We start from the raw sequence: 15,795 nt of genomic DNA on the forward strand, positions 1-15,795 counted from the left end.
GCAGCAGGACAAGCGTCTGCGTGCCGCCGCCCGGCCCGCCGCGCTCGGTGATCAGGAAGGGCTCGGTGAACAGCTGCATGGTGCCGATGATCGACAGCACGAGACAGAACACGATGACCGGCTTCAGCAGCGGCAGGGTGATGTAGAAGAACTGCTTGAGCTTGCTGACGCGGTCGAGCGTCGCCGCCTCGTAGACGTCTTCGGGAATGGACTGCATGCCGGCGAGCAGGATGATGGCGTTGTAACCGGCCCAGCGCCAGGTCACCGCGATCATGATCAGCGCCATCGCCGGCGTGACGTTGGAGAACCAGTCGATCTTGGGCAGGCCGACGCTGTTCAGGAGCTTGTTGATGATGCCGAAATCGAGGTTGAACATCAGCCGGAACACCGCCGAATAGGCAACCTCGCCGACCACGACCGGGGCGAAGAAGGCGAAGCGGTAGAGGCCACGCGCCTTCAAGAGCGGCGAGTTCAAAAGCACCGCCATGACGAGCGCCAGCGAGATCATCACCGGCACCTGGATGACCAGGATGAGCAGCGTGTTCTTCAGGGCGTTGAAGAAGGCCGGATCGCCGATCAACCGGCCCCAGTTGAAGCTCGGCGCGAACCGCCACGGCACGGTGCGCGTTGCCTGGAAGGAGATCATGAAGGAGCTGATGATCGGCCACACCCAGAAGATCGCGAAGATCAGCAGATAGGGCGTGAGGAAGCGATAGGCCGTGGCGTTACGATTGCGCATCTTGCTCCTCCTTCTACCGCTTGTTGTTTCACGCCGTCGCCTGGGTCTTCCCTTCTCCCCTTGTGGGAGAAGGTGTCGCCGAAGGCGACGGATGAGGGGGTGTTCCAGAGAACGCAAACGTCTCACTCCGCTGGAGCACCCGTCATCCGTCTCGGCGCTATCGCGCCGATCCACCTTCTCCCACAAGGGGAGAAGGAGAAGCGGTGATCAAGATTTGACGGGCAGTCCGGTCGCCGCCGCGATCTGGCTTGCGGCATCGTCGAGCGCCGCCTTGGCGTCAGGATAGCCGCCGGCCAGATACTTGGTCTGCACGGCGCGGACGATGATTTCGGCGTCGCTCTGGAACTGCGTGCCGCGGCTCGGAACAACCTTCGGCAAGGTGCCGAGAATGTCCTTCCATACCGCCTGGCCGCCCCAGTAAGACAGGCCTTGTGCGACATAGGGATCGTCGAGTGCCGAGACCAGGGACGGTACCAGGCCGAACTCCTTCAGCATCGTGATCTGGCCTTCATTGGTTCCGAGCGTGTATTTCAGATAGGCGTAGGCAGCCTCCTTGTTCTTGGAAGCCGAGGTGATGGCCAGCGAGGACCCGCCGAGATTGGCGGCGCGCGGCCCGTCGGCGGTGAGGCTCGGCATCAGATAGACGCCCCATTTGCCGTTTTCGCCGGCAGATTCGGTGCGAATGGTGCCCTCATACCAGCCGCCATAGATCTGGGTGGCGACGGTGCCGGCGGTGTTGTTGGTGATCTTGGTGCCCCAGTCGGCCGACGAGATGATGCCGGCGTCCTTCATCTCCTTGACCTTGGTCATGGCATCGATGCATTTGGGCTGGTTGACCGTGATCGATTGTCCGTCCTCGGAGAAATAGGCGCAGCCCTGTTCGTTGGAGATCATGCGGAAGAATTCCGAGTCGCCATTGAAATCGGCATTGGTCATCGAGACGCCAGGATTGGCGGCCTGGATTTTCTTGCCGGCGGCGATGAAATCGTCCCAGGTCTTGATCGAAGCCGGATCGACGCCGGCCTTTTCGTAGAAGTCGCGGCGATAAAAGGCGGCCACCGGGCCGGAATCCCACGGCATCGCGTAGGCCTTGTCGCCCACTTCCAACTCGGTGCGCTTGAAATCGGGGAATTTTTTCTGGTCGTCGGCTGTGTAACCGAGCGTATGCAGGTCGACGAAGCAGTCGGGGAACTGGCTCCAGTAATTCTCGGCCTCGCCGTTCTCGATGGTGACGACATCAGGCAGCCCGACGCCGCCGGCGGCGCAGCCGGCGATCGACTTGTCGTAAGTCGGCTGGTTGCCGAGATCCTGGACCGTGACCTTGACGTCGGGAAATTGCTTGTTGAAGCCGGCAATGGTCGCTTTCAGCGATGAAGCCGCGACATTCCAGCTCCAGATGGTGATTTCGCCGGATTGCGCGAAGGCCGGGGCTGAGCCCAGGGCAAGCGCGAGCGCGGCGCAGGTCATTGTGATGCGCATTGAAATCCTCCCATTTCATTTGCTCTCTCACTGTGAGCGTGGCTAGACTATGCACCGGGCAAGGCCTGTCGCCGTCAAAGGGAATATGAAATTGGCGGAAAGTAAGATGCCTGAACGGCCGTTCTACCAGCCTGGGGCCAGCAGCGTGGAAGGCCTGCCGCTGCTCCTGCAGATGTTTCACACCAATCCGTTGGTGATGCTCAAGCCGCATTGGCACGCCCAGGTCGAGGTTAATTTCATCGTGCGCGGCAGCGTGCATTACCGCATGAACGACCACGAGATTTCGCTTTCGGCCGGCGAGATGTGCCTGTTCTGGGGTGGCCTGCCGCACCAGATGGACGATTTGTCCGACGACGCCATCTATGCCGGAGCGCATCTGCCGCTGGTGCATTTCTTCCGGCTGCACCTGCCCACGGACATAAGGCACCGGCTGATGACGGGCGCAACACTGGTGACATCGGCCACCGACCAGTCCGACAACCATAATTTCGAGCGCTGGAACCGCTACGCCCGGCCCGGCGACCAGGCCAAGGCCGAACATGCCGTCAACGAATTGCTGCTGCGGCTGGAGCGAGTGCGGTTCGAGCCCTATCGGCTGGTATCCGCAACTCCGACCGACCAAGAAACAGGCAGCCCCTTTGACCAGCAATCGTCGCGGAATGTCGGACGCATGTGCGATTTCATCGCCGAAAACTTCCTCTATGACATCGATTGCGTGAACATCGCCGCGGCCGCCGACATCCATCCCAAATACGCCATGAGCCTGTTCAAGAAATCCACCGGCATGACGCTCAATGAGTATGTGAACCTGTTGCGGCTGAGCTATGCGCAGGCGCTTTTGATGCATCAGGACGCCAATGTGCTGCGTGTCGCCATGGATTCGGGTTTCGGCTCGCTCAGCGCCTTCAACAAGTCGTTCCGCAAGCTCGCCGGCATGTCGCCTTCCGATTTTCGGCGCGGCGTGACCGGCGCCAGATAGGCGATGGCGACTTGCGGGCGCCCAGTGCCGCGAGCATTGCTGCGCCTCGACCGCCGGCTAAAAGACATGTCACGGCGTTTCAGCCTGCAATAACGACGCCGACCAGGGTGAAGAAGGCCAGATAGTGCCATGCCGTGCGCGATTCCGGCCCGCAAGCGGCATGGAAACCCGGGCGCCGCACGGCATCGCTTTTCCTGCCTGAAATCGCCACCTAGGCGCTGGACAGGCCGAATTCCCGTGCTATAACCCACGCGCTTTCAAGGGGCGCCCCACGGCGCCTCGATGAATTCCGGCCTGCGAGTTTTCGTTTGCCGGAACAGGCCCAGATAGCTCAGTTGGTAGAGCAGCGGACTGAAAATCCGCGTGTCGGTGGTTCGAATCCGCCTCTGGGCACCATCCCCTCCTGGTCCGTTCTGGGCACCCCCCGTCGCGTCGCCGCCTGCATCGCCAAGTGGAATCACTTTGCGCACATTGGCCCGCCGGCGGATTTAATTTGCTTGGCCACCCCTCAACCCTGGGGCAAACTGCCCGTTGGGGCTGCAGGAGGTGAAATGAGAGCACGCGCAGCAACGCTTGGGGATCTGGAGGATGTCTTTCGCGGTCTGTCCAAGCGAATGTCGGACGAATACGTCGCTGCCGGCAAGGACAGCAAGATCGCCTACGACAACCTTATGATGAATTTGAAGGAGGGCCGCGCGCACGCGCTTGTCGAGGGTGACAAGGCCGTGGCGATCATCGCCTGGCATGAGAACAGCGACGCCGCCGACACGCTGTTCGCCGCACGGGAGGACTTCTTCCGGGCCACGACCGTCCGTTTCTGCAAGCGGCATATCAGGCATATCCAGGCGCTCGCCGGCAACCTCGCCATCCATTCGCGCAGTTGGCTCCAGGGGCCGGATGTCGCAAGATGGTTCGGCGTCATCGGCTATGTCGAGCGCGGCCGGGAGAACGGCGCCACTTTGTTCGAGCTGCCGCCGGCTCGCATCGGCTAGGAAACCCTGGGCTGGTCAAGATCCCTTGCCGCAAACACCGCCACCCTCTCGCGATCGCCCGCACAGGTTCGTCGATGCGGGTCACCGTCTTCGGCTCCAGGATCCCTTGCTCGGCGGCCTTCTGAACTGCCTTAGCAAGCGGCTTGCGCCGGGCGCCGATTGGCGGGATGTTATGGGAGGGCAACCGGGGGGCAAACCGGCACGCCGAGACAGATATGGCTGCTGGAAATGTCACGAGCTTGCTTCGCCTTTCTTGCCTTTGTTGCCTTGGTGAGGCCGGTAGGGGCAGGCGAGTGGACGTCTCATCTGCTTGACCGCCCAAGCCTGGCAACCGCCTATTTTCGCCAAGCCGATCTTGTGACTGCATACGCGACCGCAATGGCGCGCTTCCGTCTGCAGCTCGCAGGGCGTGCCGGCGAAAACAACCTTGCGGTCCCTCTCGAACCACTGCTTTTGCGGGCGGAATTCCGTGCGCGGACATGGCGCTCGGCGGACGGCAGCCTGTTGCAAGGCTTCGCCGGCAAGGGCGGCTTCCGGCTGACTATCGGCAACTGCCTGGCGCGCATCTGCGCTGCCAGCGAATGCAGCGATGCCGGTTGGCCGGTTTACGCCTGCAGCGACGGAGGCAAGCGCAAGATGTCCGTCACGGATTTTGTGACGGCAAACTTCGGCGGCGTCTCCTACCGCCGATTGAGCGCCTCCCCTTCACAGGAATGACAGCGCCGACCGTCTTGCTGCGGCGTTCAGCAAAGGGCGGTGTCCCTCCTCACCGCAAACGCCGCCTGCACCGCGCGATTGACGGTGACCGGCAGGATCGACATGTGGTTCTCGCCGGCATGCAGTTCGAAACTGGCGCGCACGCCCGGGAGAGCATCAAGACGCTGCGCCATTGCCCGCGCGAATGCGTCGGTGCGTGTCACCTTTTTCTGCTTCAGGCGCTTTTCCTCGTCCTCGGCGCCAATCTGGAACGGCGCCAGCTTCTCGGTCTCGTACTCGCCGGCCGACAGGATCATGGTCGCCGCCAAACCATCGGGAATGGCGGCCTCGAAGGCTTCGAGAAAGCGGTCGATGGCACGCTCTTCCCAATAGATGGCGGGGCTCGCCGCGATCCAGGTCTGAAAGGAAGAAGGCCGCGTGAACAGGGCGTAGAGCGCAAACAGGCCACCGAAAGAATGGCCGTAAAGCGCCTGGCGGCTGGCATCGACCGTGACCCGGCTGGCGACCCACGGCTTCAGCTCATCCTCGATGAAAGCAAGGAATTTCCCTGCCCCACCGGTCCGGACTTCGGACGTGCCTTCGTGGAAGGGCGGGTAGGTCTTGCCTGGCGGCGGGCCGAGATCCCATGAGCGGCGCAGCGGATCATAGGCGCCGTCGACGGGATAGCCGATGGCGACGATGACGCCCCAGCCGACATTGGTGCCCGTGGGATAGAAGGCCTGCGCGCGCATGGCGTCGACCGCCGTGCCGATGACGGCGTTGCCGTCGGTCATGTAGAGGACCGGCCAGCCGGCCTCGGGCACCGGCCCGGACGGCACATGCAGGAATATCCGCCAGGGCGCGCCGCCCTGCGCCGGAACAAGATCGTGGACCGCCGTGTTGGCGATCAGGGCTGGCGTCGCGTTGGACATGGATATCTTGGACATGGATATCTCCAGGCAAAACGGTCAGCGGCGGCGCAGCAGCCACATCAGCACCGGGCCGCCGATCAACGTGGCGACGAGACCGGCCGGGATCTGGCGCGGGAAGATGGCGATCCGGCCCACCCAGTCGGCGGCGACCATGATCAGCGCGCCGGCGAGCACCGCGCCAATGGCCTGCGGCAGCGCACGGGAAAGGCCAAGGCGACGAGCAAGATGCGGCGCCATAAGGCCGATGAAGGTCAGCGGACCGACGATCAGCGTCGAAGCCGCGGTGAGTGCCGCGACGGCCAGCAGCACGAGAAGCCGCGCCCTCTTCAGGTTGATGCCAAGGCCCTGAACGGCGGCGGAGCCGAGCGGCAGGATGTCGAGCCAGCGCATGAAGAAAGGCGCGAGCGCGAAGAGGCAGACCGCGATACCACCGGTCAGCAGGGCGTCACCGACATCGACGCCATAGGTCGAACCGGTCAGCCAGTTGAGCAGCAGCATGGCGCGAGGATCGCCGGTCGCGGTGAGCACCAGGATCAGCGCGTCGAACAAGGCCGTCAGGGCAACGCCGGCAAGCAGCAGCCGCTCCGGCGCATAGGCGGCACGACGGCCGATCGCCAGCGTCACCAGCAAAGCGGCGAAGGCCCCGATCGTTGCCGCCGCCGTCTGAACCGGGCGCCCGGCATCGACGAGCGCAAACAGCGCCACCATCATGCCAAGGGCGGCACCGGCACTGATGCCCAGCACTTCGGGGCTGGCCATCGGATTGCCGGTCAGCCGCTGCATCATCAGCCCGGCAAGCGCCAGCATCGCCCCGGCACTCAGCGCGGCAAGCACGCGAGGCCACCGCCACGACAGCAAAGGCTGCAGCTCGTCGCCGAAGGCGAAGGTCCAGCCATGCGGACCCGGTTCATGGAGCAGGGCCAGCCCGAGCAGCAGAAGCAGAGCCAGGCCGAGTGCCATGAGAACAAGGCCGGGCCGGCTTGCGCGCGGCAGGCGCACGGCCATCAAGGTCGGGGCTTCCGAGCCAAGCGCAAGGCGCGGCAGCAGCCAGAGCAGCAGCGGCGCACCGAGAAGTGCTGTGATCGCTCCGGTCGGCAGCAGGTCGCCTTGCGGCCCGGTGGCGATCTGCACGCCTTGATCGGCGGCCCACAGCAACGCGCCGCCGATCAGCGGCGCCATCACCAGTTGTTGGCCAAGCCGCCGGCCACCGCCGATGCGCGCGAGCGTCGCCGCGGCCAGGCCGACGAAGCCGATGACGCCGACAGCGGCAACGACAAACGCGATCAGCGCGACGGCGGCCGCCAGTCCGGCGAAGCGATAGGCGCCGAGCGGCACGCCAAGGCTGCGCGCGCCTTCATCGTCGAGGCCAAGCAGGGTCAGGGGCCGCACCATGAAGAAGATCGCAAGCGCAGCAGTGCCGATGCGGGGCAAAAGCCACAGCGTCGTCGACCAATCCTGCTGGCCGAGCGAACCGGCGCCCCAGATGAACAGGCTGGCCAGCCATTCATGCCGCAGCACGATGAGAGCGGCACCGATGGCGCCGGCATAGAGGCTGACCACAAGCCCCGCCAGCACCACCGAAAGCGGCGACAGGCCCTTGTGCCAGGACAGAGCGATGACGGCGGCAAGGGCCATAAATGCGCCGGCCAGCGCCACCCATTCGCGGCCGAAGGCAAGCAGGGACGGTGACAGAAGCGTCGCCAGTGCCAGCGCCAGATAGGCGCCGGCCGAGACGCCAACGGTTTCAGGCGAGGCGAGCGGGTTGCGCAGAACCTGCTGCAGGACAGTTCCGGCAAGCCCGAGCGCCGCACCGCACAAAAGGCTGATCGCAAGACGGGGCAGGAAGGCATAGTGGACGAGCACCTGCCGCATGTCAGCGATGTCGGGAGCGGCGAGCGATTGGAGCCAGAGCGCCGATGGCAGTTGCACGGTGAGGTTCGAGACGGTTGCCGCTGCCGCAGCCGCGAGCAGCACCGCGCAAAGCAGGATCGCGCCTACCGGCTGATTGCTGGAAAAGCTCCACACGGGGGCCCGGCCGGCCGACGCAGGCTTCCCCCTTTGGGCAATGGCAGCATCCTCAGCCATGGGCGGCCTCCGCGGTCATCGCCGATGCCAGGACCCGAGCAAAACGGCTCGCGGATGGAAGCGCGCCAAACATCAGGACGGCAGGAAGGCGCATGATCGAGCGGTTGCGCACGAAGGGCATGGCATTCCAGACCGGACTTTCGGTCAGCGTGCCGCCGGCGCCCTCAGGCAAGGGTTCGAGATAGGCGAGGCGCGCATCGCTGGATGTCGCCAGCCCGTCGATGCCGACGGTCGAAAACCCCCAATAGTTGGTCTCGGCCGTCCACGCGTTGCTGAGCCCGATGCGGTCGAACACCTCCTGAAACAGGCTCTTTGCGCCGTAGACGCGCACATTGCGGGGGTCCAGGAAGCTGACGACATAGATCGGCCGTGCCGAAAGCGGCGCCAGTTGCTGGCGAACCTCCAAAAGATACGCGTCTGTCGCCGCGATCAGCGCCTCGCCTTCGCTTTCCTTGCCGACAAGCCCGGCGAGCTGGCGCGTCGCCTCGAGCGCGCGCCGATAGGGTTGCCCGGCCTCGGTATAGAGCCCGATCGTCGTCACTGGAGCCACGCGTTCGAGCAGCGGCTTGATGCCCTCGAGATACGGCATGGACAGGATGATGTCGGGCCTGAGCTGCTGCAGGAATTCGAGATTGGGCTCGAGCAGCGTGCCGAGATCGGCGACGTCGGGCGGCAGCCGCGGCTCGACCACCCATTTCTCCCAGACCTCCCGATCGGCAATGGCGACCGGGCTGACACCGAGCATGAGCAAGGTCTCGGTCAACCCGTCATCCAGGCAGACGATGCGCAACGGACGGGCTTCAGCCGTGGAGGACCTCATGCCGGCGAACGGCAGCGAAAAAAGCCCGAGCGCCTGGCGCCGGGTCATTCGGCTGCGCAAATGATCGGGCGCGGCTCTCGACTGGGGCTCTTGGTCTCTCTGCAATGCGGCCGGCCCTGCTTTTCGGGGGTTGGTCTCCAGTGACCACTGCCCGGTGACTATGAAACATGAGTATACTAGTCAACATTTAAGATGCCTGCCCAGTCAACTTTCACGCAACCGCATGCCAAGCGCAGACGCCCACTGGCCGCAAGGCGATTCGCCCGTACAACAACCCTGTGCGACGTCACCGTCCGAATCACGGTTTGCGAAGCCCAATCCGCGCCCCGCATCATTTTTCCTCCACGAATGCATTCCATGATAGAGGGAGCTACGGTCGCCTTTGGGCAGCCGTTTCCTGGATTGCCTGAGAGACCAAAGACGGCCAAGAACCAAAAGCCGGCAGCAAGCCGCCACCTGAAGACGTCAAGGACCGGTCGAACGCATCAAGGCAGCGTGATCGGGTTGCACTCGGCAAGGCTTGATGATTTGTTGCCGCTATACGGAGAACGAATGATGCGAGAGCCTGCCGGTCAAGACGAATACGGGTCGACGAACCCTTTCGATCCGGACGACCTGCCAACCTTGAACGCAATCGGCCCGAGCATGGGAAGCGGCAATGATTTCGAGAGATATGCCGTTGCCGTGATCATCGTGTTCGGTGCGCTGATCATCGGCGGGCTGATGGCCGCATCGATGGTCTTCGGGCACCGCAACGGCTTCCTCTTCGCGCTTGGCGGCGCCACATCCGCCTGGATCTCCGGAAATGCGCTGCTGCTCGACCGGCCGCGCATCTATGCGCTGTTCGTCGGCATTGCCGCCTTGATGCTGGTTGCGTCCACCCTCACGCTGGTCTTGTGACGGTCAAGTCGGTGTGAGCCGATCCACTTGAGCAGCGGGCGATCAACCCGAATCGCCACGCTGCTCCAAGCTTTTCCTCCGAGCTGTCAGTATCCGAGCGCCTCGCCAGAGGCCGCGCGGCTGTCGATGGCGCCGTTGTAGCGCGCGCCGCCGCCTTTCTCGATTTCCGCCAGGCTCTTGCCGCCGACCAGGATGCCGGCGGCCTGACCCCAGGTCTGGTCGGCGAGATCGAGGTGATATCCCATGCCGGCCAGCAGCTTTTCTGTGTCCGGCGACAGGCCGAACGGCTCGACATACACCTTGTCGGGCAGCCATTGATGGTGGATGCGCGGCGCGTCGATCGCCTCCTGGATGTTCATGCCGTGGTCGATGACATTGACGATCGCTTCCAGCGTGATGGTGATGATGCGCGAACCACCGGGGCTGCCGATGACCATGAACGGCTTGCCGTCCTTGGCGACCACGGTCGGGCTCATCGACGACAGCGGCGTCTTCTTCGGCTGGATGGCGTTGGCCTCCCCCTGGACCAGGCCATAGAGGTTGGGCACGCCGGGTTTCTGGGTGAAATCGTCCATTTCGTTGTTGAGCAGGATGCCGGTGCCGTCGGCGACGACGCCGGCTCCAAAGGAACCGTTCAACGTGTAGGTGACCGCGACCGCATTGCCCGCATCGTCGATGATCGAATAATGCGTCGTCTCCTTGCTCTCGCCAAAGCCCTTCGGCATCAAATCCTGCGACACGCCGGCCCGGAACGGGTCGATCTTGTCGCGGATATCCTTGGCATAGGCCTTATCAAGCAGTTTCGAGACCGGGTTATCGACGAAATCAGGATCGCCAAGCGCTGAATTGCGGTCGACATAGGCGTAGCGCATCGCCTCGACCATGACGTGGACCGTCTCGGCGGAACCTGCGCCGAGATAGGACAGCGGGTAGCCCTCCAGCACGTTGAGGATTTCGCAGATGATGATGCCGCCGGAGCTGGGCGGCGGCGAGGAGGTGATCTCGTAGCCGCGATAGGTACAGGTCACGGGCTTGAGCTCACGCACCGCATATTGCTCGAAATCCGGCTTGGCGAGAATGCCGCCCTTGGCGCCGCTCGCCTTGATGATGGCGTCAGCGATGGCGCCTTTATAGAAGGCATCCGTACCCTTTTCGGAAATGGCGGCGAGCGAGGCGGCGAGGTCGGGCTGGACCAGCCGCTCGCCGATGCCATAGGGCTTGCCGTCGGGTTTCAGGAATATGGCGGCGGCCGCGGGGTCCTTCGCCAGCCTGTCGGCACTGCCGGCAAACGAGGCAGCGTCGCCCTGGTTGAGGATGAACCCGTCCTTGGCGTAGCCGATTGCCGGCGCCATCAGATCCTGGCGGGACAATTTGCCGTATTTTTCACGGGCCATCTCGAAGCCAGCCACAGAGCCCGGTACGCCGACGGCGAGATAGCCGTCGAGGCTGGCGCCCTTCACCGGGTTGCCGTCCTTGTCGAGATACATGGTTTTTGTCGCCGCCAGCGGCGCCCGCTCGCGGAAATCGAGAAAGGTCGATTTGCCGTCCTTGAAGCGGATGGTCATGAAGCCGCCGCCGCCGATATTGCCGGCATTGGGGTAGACGACGGCGAGCGCATAGCCGACGGCAACCGCCGCGTCGACAGCATTGCCGCCCTTCTTCAACACCTCGATGCCGACTTCGGACGCCAGATGCTGGGCCGTCACCACCATGCCGTGCTCGCCCTTGGCCGGCGCCGGCGAGGCGGCGAAGACACTCGTCAACGGCGCCAGGACAAAGGTGATGGAAAGACTGGCGGCGATCAGTGTCCGACGGTTGAGAGGCATGGCGGTTCTCCGGGGGGGGGGATGCCTAGAAGACCGTGTTGGACGGATCGAGTCCACTAACAATTAAGGGAGCACGAGAAAGAGCCCCCTCACCCGGATTGCCAACCGAATTGCGAAGGGCAATTCGGGGCAATCCGACCTCTCCCCGAGGGGAGAGGAGGTGTCAGCGCTGACGCCAGTCTCTTCTCCCTGCGGGGGTGAGGCGTGGTCCGCGCAGCGGGCGAAAAGCCAACTGCTTGGCTTTTCGAACAACGAACGCCCGGAGGGCGGTGGCCGCAAAGCGGCCGGATGAGGGGGCCGGCTCGGCCTCAGACAATGCCGCCCGAACCGCCAGCGACTGCAGGGCGTTCCGCTGCAACCTTGGCGCGGTAACCCGCCGCTCGATAGGCGGCGACCGGGTCGATGGCGCCGCCGGTCTTCAGCCGCGCCATGGCGAGGATCGGCTCGACATCGGTGCGGTAGGCCGCTTTCAGCGTCTGCGTCGCCATCAGCGCGTCATTGCTATCCTGAAAATCTTCCAACGCCTTGCGGTCGACCAGCAGCGCCTGCGCATAGGCGCGCTGCACCTCGACCGCCGATAGCATCAGGCTTTCGATCGGATCGGTGACGTTGTGGCTCTGGTCGAGCATGTGGGCCGGGTCGAACCCCTCGGCGCCGGAAAGTTCGGCGTCGACCAGTTCGTTGAAGACGAGAAACAGCCGGTAAGGATCGATCGAACCGGCATCGAGATCGTCGTCGCCATATTTCGAATCGTTGAAGTGGAAGCCGCCGAGTTTTTTGAACTGGATCAGCCGCGACACGATCATCTCGATGTTGACGTTTGGGGCATGGTGGCCGAGGTCGACGAGACAGAACGCCTTGTCGCCCAGCTCCTGCGCGATCATGTAGTTGGTGCCCCAGTCCTGCACGACGGTGGAATAGAAGGCCGGCTCGTACATCTTGTGCTCGCTGAACAGCTTCCAGTCGGCGGGCAGTCCGGCGTAGACCTCTTTCATGGCGTCGAGATAGCGCTCGAATGCCTTGGCGAAATTGACCTGGCCGGGAAAGTTCGAACCGTCGCCGATCCACACCGTCAGCGCCTTGGAGCCGAGCGTCTTGCCGATCTCGATGCATTCGAGATTGTGCTCGACCGCTTGCCGGCGCGTGCCGGCGTCGGCATGCGACAGCGAGCCGAATTTGTAGGAGAGCTTCTGGTCCTTGGCGTCGGAAAAGGTGTTGGAGTTCATGGCGTCGAAGCCGAGGCCAAAGCGCGAGGCCGCTTGCTTCAGCCGGTTCGGATCGGCCTTGTCCCACGGAATGTGCAGGGAAACGGTCGGCGTCGCCTGCGTCAATTGCTGGATGACGGCGCAATCCTCGATCTTGTCGAAGATATCGCGTGGCTCGCCGGCACCGGGAAAGCGGGCAAAGCGCGTGCCGCCGGTGCCGACGCCCCAGGACGGGATCGCCACCGCGAATTTCTCGACCTTGTCTCTGATAGCGTCGATGGCGATGCCGCGACGGTCGAGCCGCTCGCCGAGCGAGGCGTAGTCGCGCTCGAGGTTTGCCTTGCGCGCGGCGTTGTCCTTGTCGACGAGGTCGGCGGAGATGATGTGTTCCATCGTCCCCTCCGCTCAGCGCGTGAACGACTGGGCGTTGCCCGCGTCGACATTGATGATGTTGCCGGTCGACTTGGCCGACATGTCGGACGCCAGGAAATAGATCGCCTCTGCGATGTCTTCCGGGAAGACCGAGCGCTTCAGCATCGAACGCGAGCGATAGTGCTCCTCCAGATCGTCGGTCGACATCTTGTAGGCGGCGGCGCGCTGTTCCTTCCACTCGCCGGTCCAGATCTTCGAGCCGCGCAGCACCGCGTCCGGGTTGACGACATTGACCCTGATCTGCGCCTCCGCGCCCTCCAGCGCCAGGCAGCGGGCGAGATGGATCTCGGCAGCCTTGGCGGTGCAATAGGCGGCGGCGTTCGGCGATGCGGCAAGGCCGTTCTTGGAGGCGACGAAGACGACGTTGCCGCCAATCTTCTGCGCGCGGAACAGCCGGAACGCTTCCCGCGAGACCAGGAAATAACCGGTCGACAGGATGTCCATGTTCTTGTTCCACAGCGCCAGCGTCGTCTCCTCGATCGGCGCCGAGGAGGCCAGCCCTGCATTCGATACCAGAATGTCGATGCCGCCGAACTCGACCGCTGTCTCGGCAAAGCCCGAAATGACCTGCTCCTCCGAGGTGACATTGATCAGCACCGGCCGCACGAAGTCCCTGCCGTAGACTTTCGCCAGTTCGTCATTGGCGCTGGCCAGTGCTGTCTCGTCGATGTCGGCCAGCACCACGCAGGCGCCTTCGCGCAGCAGGCGGTTGGCCGTGGCGCGGCCGATGCCGCCGGCGCCACCCGTGACCAGGGCGATCTGGCCGGCAAGCGACTTCGGCTTCGGCATACGCTGCAGCTTCAGGTCTTCGAGCAGCCAGTACTCGATGTCGAAGGCTTCCTGTGCAGGCAGGCCGACATAAGACGACACGGTGGAGGCGCCGCGCATGACGTTGATGGCGTTGACATAGAATTCGCCCGAGATGCGCGCCGTCGCCTTGTCGCCGGCGAAGGTGAACATGCCGACGCCGGGCATCAGGTAGACGACGGCATTGGGATCGCGGATGGCGGGCGAGTCCGGATGCTTGCAGCTGTCGTAATAGGCCTGGTAGCCAACGCGATATTCGGCGATGTCGTCGGCAAGACGCGCGATGACGGCATCGACATCGGGCTTTGCCGGATCGAATTCGATGACCAGCGGGCGGATCTTGGTGCGCAGGAAATGGTCGGGGCATGAGGTGCCGAGTGCCGCCAGCGGGCGCAGATCCCTGGAGTTGACGAATTCGAGCACAGCAGTGGAATCGTCGAAATGGCCTGTTTTGTGGCTCCTTTCCGAGATCAGGCCGCGAATCCTCGGCATCAGTTTGGCCGCGATGGCACGGCGCTCAGTGGCGTCGAGCGACTTGACCGCTTCACCGCCGAAGATAGCGACACCCTCGGAGCGGCGCTCGAACCATTCGATCGCCTGGTTGATCACTGAGATCGTCGTCTCGTAGCATTCCCTGGGGGTGTCGCCCCAGGTGAACAGGCCGTGGCTTTCCAGGATGACGCCCTTGGCGGCTGGGTGTTCGAGGCAGAATTTCTCCAGCCACAGGCCAAGTTCGAAGCCAGGGCGCTTCCACGGCAGCCAGCCGATGGCCTCGCCGAAGATTTCTTTCGTCAGCGCCTTCGAATCCTTCGCCGCGGCAATGGCGATGATGGCATCGGGATGCATGTGGTCGACAAAGGGCTTCGGCACGTAGGCATGCAGCGGCGTGTCGATCGAAGCCGCACGCGGATTGAGGTTGAAGGTGCAGTGCGGCAGGAAGCCGACCATCTCGTCTTCGTGCTCGACGCCGCGATAGAGGCCTTTGAGCGCGCGCAGCTTGTCCATGTAGAGCGTGGCAAAGCCGTCCAGCTTGATCGAGGCGCTGTCGCCGCCCGATCCCTTGACCCACAGCACTTCGACATCCTCGCCGGTGAGCGGGTCTTTCTGCCAGATCTTCGACGACGTGTTGCCGCCGCCATAGTTGGTGACCCGCTTGTCGGAACCAAGTGTGTTCGAACGGTAGACCAGAAGTTCCGGCCCGCTCATGGCGTGAGCCTTGGCCTCGTCCCACAGATTGGCGAGGCGCGCGCCGGTGCGCTTGTCGAGCATAAGAAATCCTCCCGAAGGCACGCAGAAGGCGCGGCCATTTGGCCCCGAATTTCCACGGAAGCGCTCGGCTTGTCAATCACAAACGATCAATATCGATCATACTGCACTGCACAATGAAATTATATGATCGGAAATGATTGACACTGCGCGTTTTGGGTGCCTAGATGCCCGGGCAGGGAGGAACCATGCACGAAAAAGAGCGCCACAGGATCATTCTGTCCGCCGTCCAGGAAAAGCCTGTGGTGACGGTGCAGGAGATGGTCGACCTGACGGAGTCCTCCGAGGCGACGATCCGGCGCGATATCGCGGCTCTCCACGTCCAGAAGCGCCTGCGCCGCGTGCGCGGCGGCGCCGAGGCAATCTCGCCGCCGCAGTTCATCGGGCTGGCCGGCCGGCCCTTTTCCGTCAACGAAACCATCAACGCCTCGCAGAAGCGGGCGATTGCGCGTGAAGCGGTCGAGCTGTGCAACGACGGCGAACCGATCATCATCAATGGCGGCACCACCACCTTCCAGATGGTGCATTTCCTGACCGGCCGCCGCATGCCGATCTTCACCAATTCGTTCCCCATCGCCGAGCATTTGCTCAAGCATTCCAAGAATACGGTGATGCTGTCGGGCGGCACCATTTATCG

Annotated in this window: 13 protein-coding genes and 1 tRNA gene; 6 read left to right on the forward strand and 8 right to left on the reverse strand. The window is 63.5% G+C overall.

The annotated features are described in order from the left end of the window. Together EOA22_RS03060 and EOA22_RS03065 are read right to left on the reverse strand one after the other, a co-directional pair. Window positions 1-739: sugar ABC transporter permease (locus EOA22_RS03060; protein ID WP_245478585.1), on the reverse strand; the 739-nt coding region annotated here is incomplete at its 3' end. 207 nt (window positions 740-946) lie between these two features. Then, on the reverse strand, window positions 947-2,218 hold the full coding sequence (locus EOA22_RS03065; protein ID WP_063170038.1) for an extracellular solute-binding protein: 1,272 nt from the start codon (window positions 2,216-2,218) through the stop codon (window positions 947-949). Window positions 2,219-2,303: 85 nt separating this feature from the next. Between EOA22_RS03065 and EOA22_RS03070 the strand changes: the two genes are divergently transcribed. The 4 genes from EOA22_RS03070 to EOA22_RS03085 all read left to right on the forward strand — a co-directional run bounded on the left by EOA22_RS03070 (window position 2,304) and on the right by EOA22_RS03085 (window position 4,906). Beyond that, window positions 2,304-3,197, forward strand: coding sequence for a helix-turn-helix domain-containing protein (locus tag EOA22_RS03070; protein ID WP_206521259.1), 894 nt, complete (start codon window positions 2,304-2,306; stop codon window positions 3,195-3,197). Window positions 3,198-3,517: 320 nt separating this feature from the next. After that, a tRNA-Phe gene (locus EOA22_RS03075) sits at window positions 3,518-3,593 on the forward strand. A gap of 155 nt (window positions 3,594-3,748) precedes the next feature. After that, a complete protein-coding gene (locus EOA22_RS03080) occupies window positions 3,749-4,189 on the forward strand; it encodes a hypothetical protein (protein ID WP_013533589.1) in 441 nt (146 codons plus the stop codon). Window positions 4,190-4,567: 378 nt separating this feature from the next. Beyond that, window positions 4,568-4,906, forward strand: a complete 339-nt coding sequence (locus tag EOA22_RS03085) for a hypothetical protein (RefSeq protein WP_013533590.1) — start codon at window positions 4,568-4,570, stop codon at window positions 4,904-4,906. 26 nt (window positions 4,907-4,932) lie between these two features. Here the strand turns inward: EOA22_RS03085 and EOA22_RS03090 are convergent, their stop codons facing one another. Genes EOA22_RS03090 through EOA22_RS03100 form a run of 3 tightly spaced genes read right to left on the reverse strand, consistent with a single transcriptional unit; the run spans window position 4,933 to window position 8,770 of the window. Continuing rightward, window positions 4,933-5,832, reverse strand: a complete 900-nt coding sequence (locus EOA22_RS03090; RefSeq protein ID WP_063170037.1) for an alpha/beta hydrolase-fold protein — start codon at window positions 5,830-5,832, stop codon at window positions 4,933-4,935. 21 nt (window positions 5,833-5,853) lie between these two features. Continuing rightward, a complete protein-coding gene (gene fhuB / locus EOA22_RS03095; RefSeq protein ID WP_082826648.1) occupies window positions 5,854-7,902 on the reverse strand; it encodes a Fe(3+)-hydroxamate ABC transporter permease FhuB in 2,049 nt (682 codons plus the stop codon). Then, complete coding sequence (locus EOA22_RS03100; protein ID WP_024503125.1) at window positions 7,895-8,770, reverse strand: ABC transporter substrate-binding protein; 876 nt, start codon at window positions 8,768-8,770, stop codon at window positions 7,895-7,897. The genes fhuB and EOA22_RS03100 overlap by 8 nt, the downstream gene beginning before the upstream one ends. A 504-nt stretch (window positions 8,771-9,274) precedes the next feature. Between EOA22_RS03100 and EOA22_RS03105 the strand changes: the two genes are divergently transcribed. After that, window positions 9,275-9,622 (forward strand): hypothetical protein, encoded by a 348-nt coding sequence (locus EOA22_RS03105; RefSeq protein ID WP_032808338.1) that lies wholly within the window; start codon window positions 9,275-9,277, stop codon window positions 9,620-9,622. A gap of 86 nt (window positions 9,623-9,708) precedes the next feature. Here EOA22_RS03105 and ggt read toward each other — a convergent pair whose 3' ends face one another. The 3 genes from ggt to EOA22_RS03120 all read right to left on the reverse strand — a co-directional run bounded on the left by ggt (window position 9,709) and on the right by EOA22_RS03120 (window position 15,161). Then, window positions 9,709-11,448, reverse strand: a complete 1,740-nt coding sequence (gene ggt / locus EOA22_RS03110) for a gamma-glutamyltransferase (RefSeq protein ID WP_063170036.1) — start codon at window positions 11,446-11,448, stop codon at window positions 9,709-9,711. A gap of 308 nt (window positions 11,449-11,756) precedes the next feature. Then, a complete protein-coding gene (rhaI, locus tag EOA22_RS03115) occupies window positions 11,757-13,046 on the reverse strand; it encodes an L-rhamnose catabolism isomerase (RefSeq protein ID WP_063170035.1) in 1,290 nt (429 codons plus the stop codon). Between the two features lie 12 nt (window positions 13,047-13,058). After that, complete coding sequence (locus EOA22_RS03120) at window positions 13,059-15,161, reverse strand: bifunctional rhamnulose-1-phosphate aldolase/short-chain dehydrogenase (RefSeq protein WP_027161700.1); 2,103 nt, start codon at window positions 15,159-15,161, stop codon at window positions 13,059-13,061. A 185-nt stretch (window positions 15,162-15,346) separates the two neighbouring features. Between EOA22_RS03120 and EOA22_RS03125 the strand changes: the two genes are divergently transcribed. Beyond that, window positions 15,347-15,795, forward strand: a 449-nt coding sequence (locus tag EOA22_RS03125) for a DeoR/GlpR family DNA-binding transcription regulator (RefSeq protein WP_164755205.1), incomplete at its 3' end; no start/stop codon positions are given.

This window comes from Mesorhizobium sp. M7A.F.Ca.US.014.04.1.1, from assembly GCF_003998745.1.
Lineage (GTDB): Bacteria > Pseudomonadota > Alphaproteobacteria > Rhizobiales > Rhizobiaceae > Mesorhizobium > Mesorhizobium ciceri.

What these genes read in the sequence shown, in the direction of transcription:
- EOA22_RS03065 (WP_063170038.1), bottom strand. Translation starts at nt 2,218, where the DNA reads ATGCGCATCACAATGACCTGCGCCGCGCTCGCGCTTGCCCTGGGCTCA.
- EOA22_RS03070 (WP_206521259.1), top strand. Translation starts at nt 2,304, where the DNA reads ATGAAATTGGCGGAAAGTAAGATGCCTGAACGGCCGTTCTACCAGCCT.
- EOA22_RS03080 (WP_013533589.1), top strand. Translation starts at nt 3,749, where the DNA reads ATGAGAGCACGCGCAGCAACGCTTGGGGATCTGGAGGATGTCTTTCGC.
- EOA22_RS03085 (WP_013533590.1), top strand. Translation starts at nt 4,568, where the DNA reads ATGGCGCGCTTCCGTCTGCAGCTCGCAGGGCGTGCCGGCGAAAACAAC.
- EOA22_RS03090 (WP_063170037.1), bottom strand. Translation starts at nt 5,832, where the DNA reads ATGTCCAAGATATCCATGTCCAACGCGACGCCAGCCCTGATCGCCAAC.
- fhuB (WP_082826648.1), bottom strand. Translation starts at nt 7,902, where the DNA reads ATGGCTGAGGATGCTGCCATTGCCCAAAGGGGGAAGCCTGCGTCGGCC.
- EOA22_RS03100 (WP_024503125.1), bottom strand. Translation starts at nt 8,770, where the DNA reads ATGACCCGGCGCCAGGCGCTCGGGCTTTTTTCGCTGCCGTTCGCCGGC.
- EOA22_RS03105 (WP_032808338.1), top strand. Translation starts at nt 9,275, where the DNA reads ATGATGCGAGAGCCTGCCGGTCAAGACGAATACGGGTCGACGAACCCT.
- ggt (WP_063170036.1), bottom strand. Translation starts at nt 11,448, where the DNA reads ATGCCTCTCAACCGTCGGACACTGATCGCCGCCAGTCTTTCCATCACC.
- rhaI (WP_063170035.1), bottom strand. Translation starts at nt 13,046, where the DNA reads ATGGAACACATCATCTCCGCCGACCTCGTCGACAAGGACAACGCCGCG.
- EOA22_RS03120 (WP_027161700.1), bottom strand. Translation starts at nt 15,161, where the DNA reads ATGCTCGACAAGCGCACCGGCGCGCGCCTCGCCAATCTGTGGGACGAG.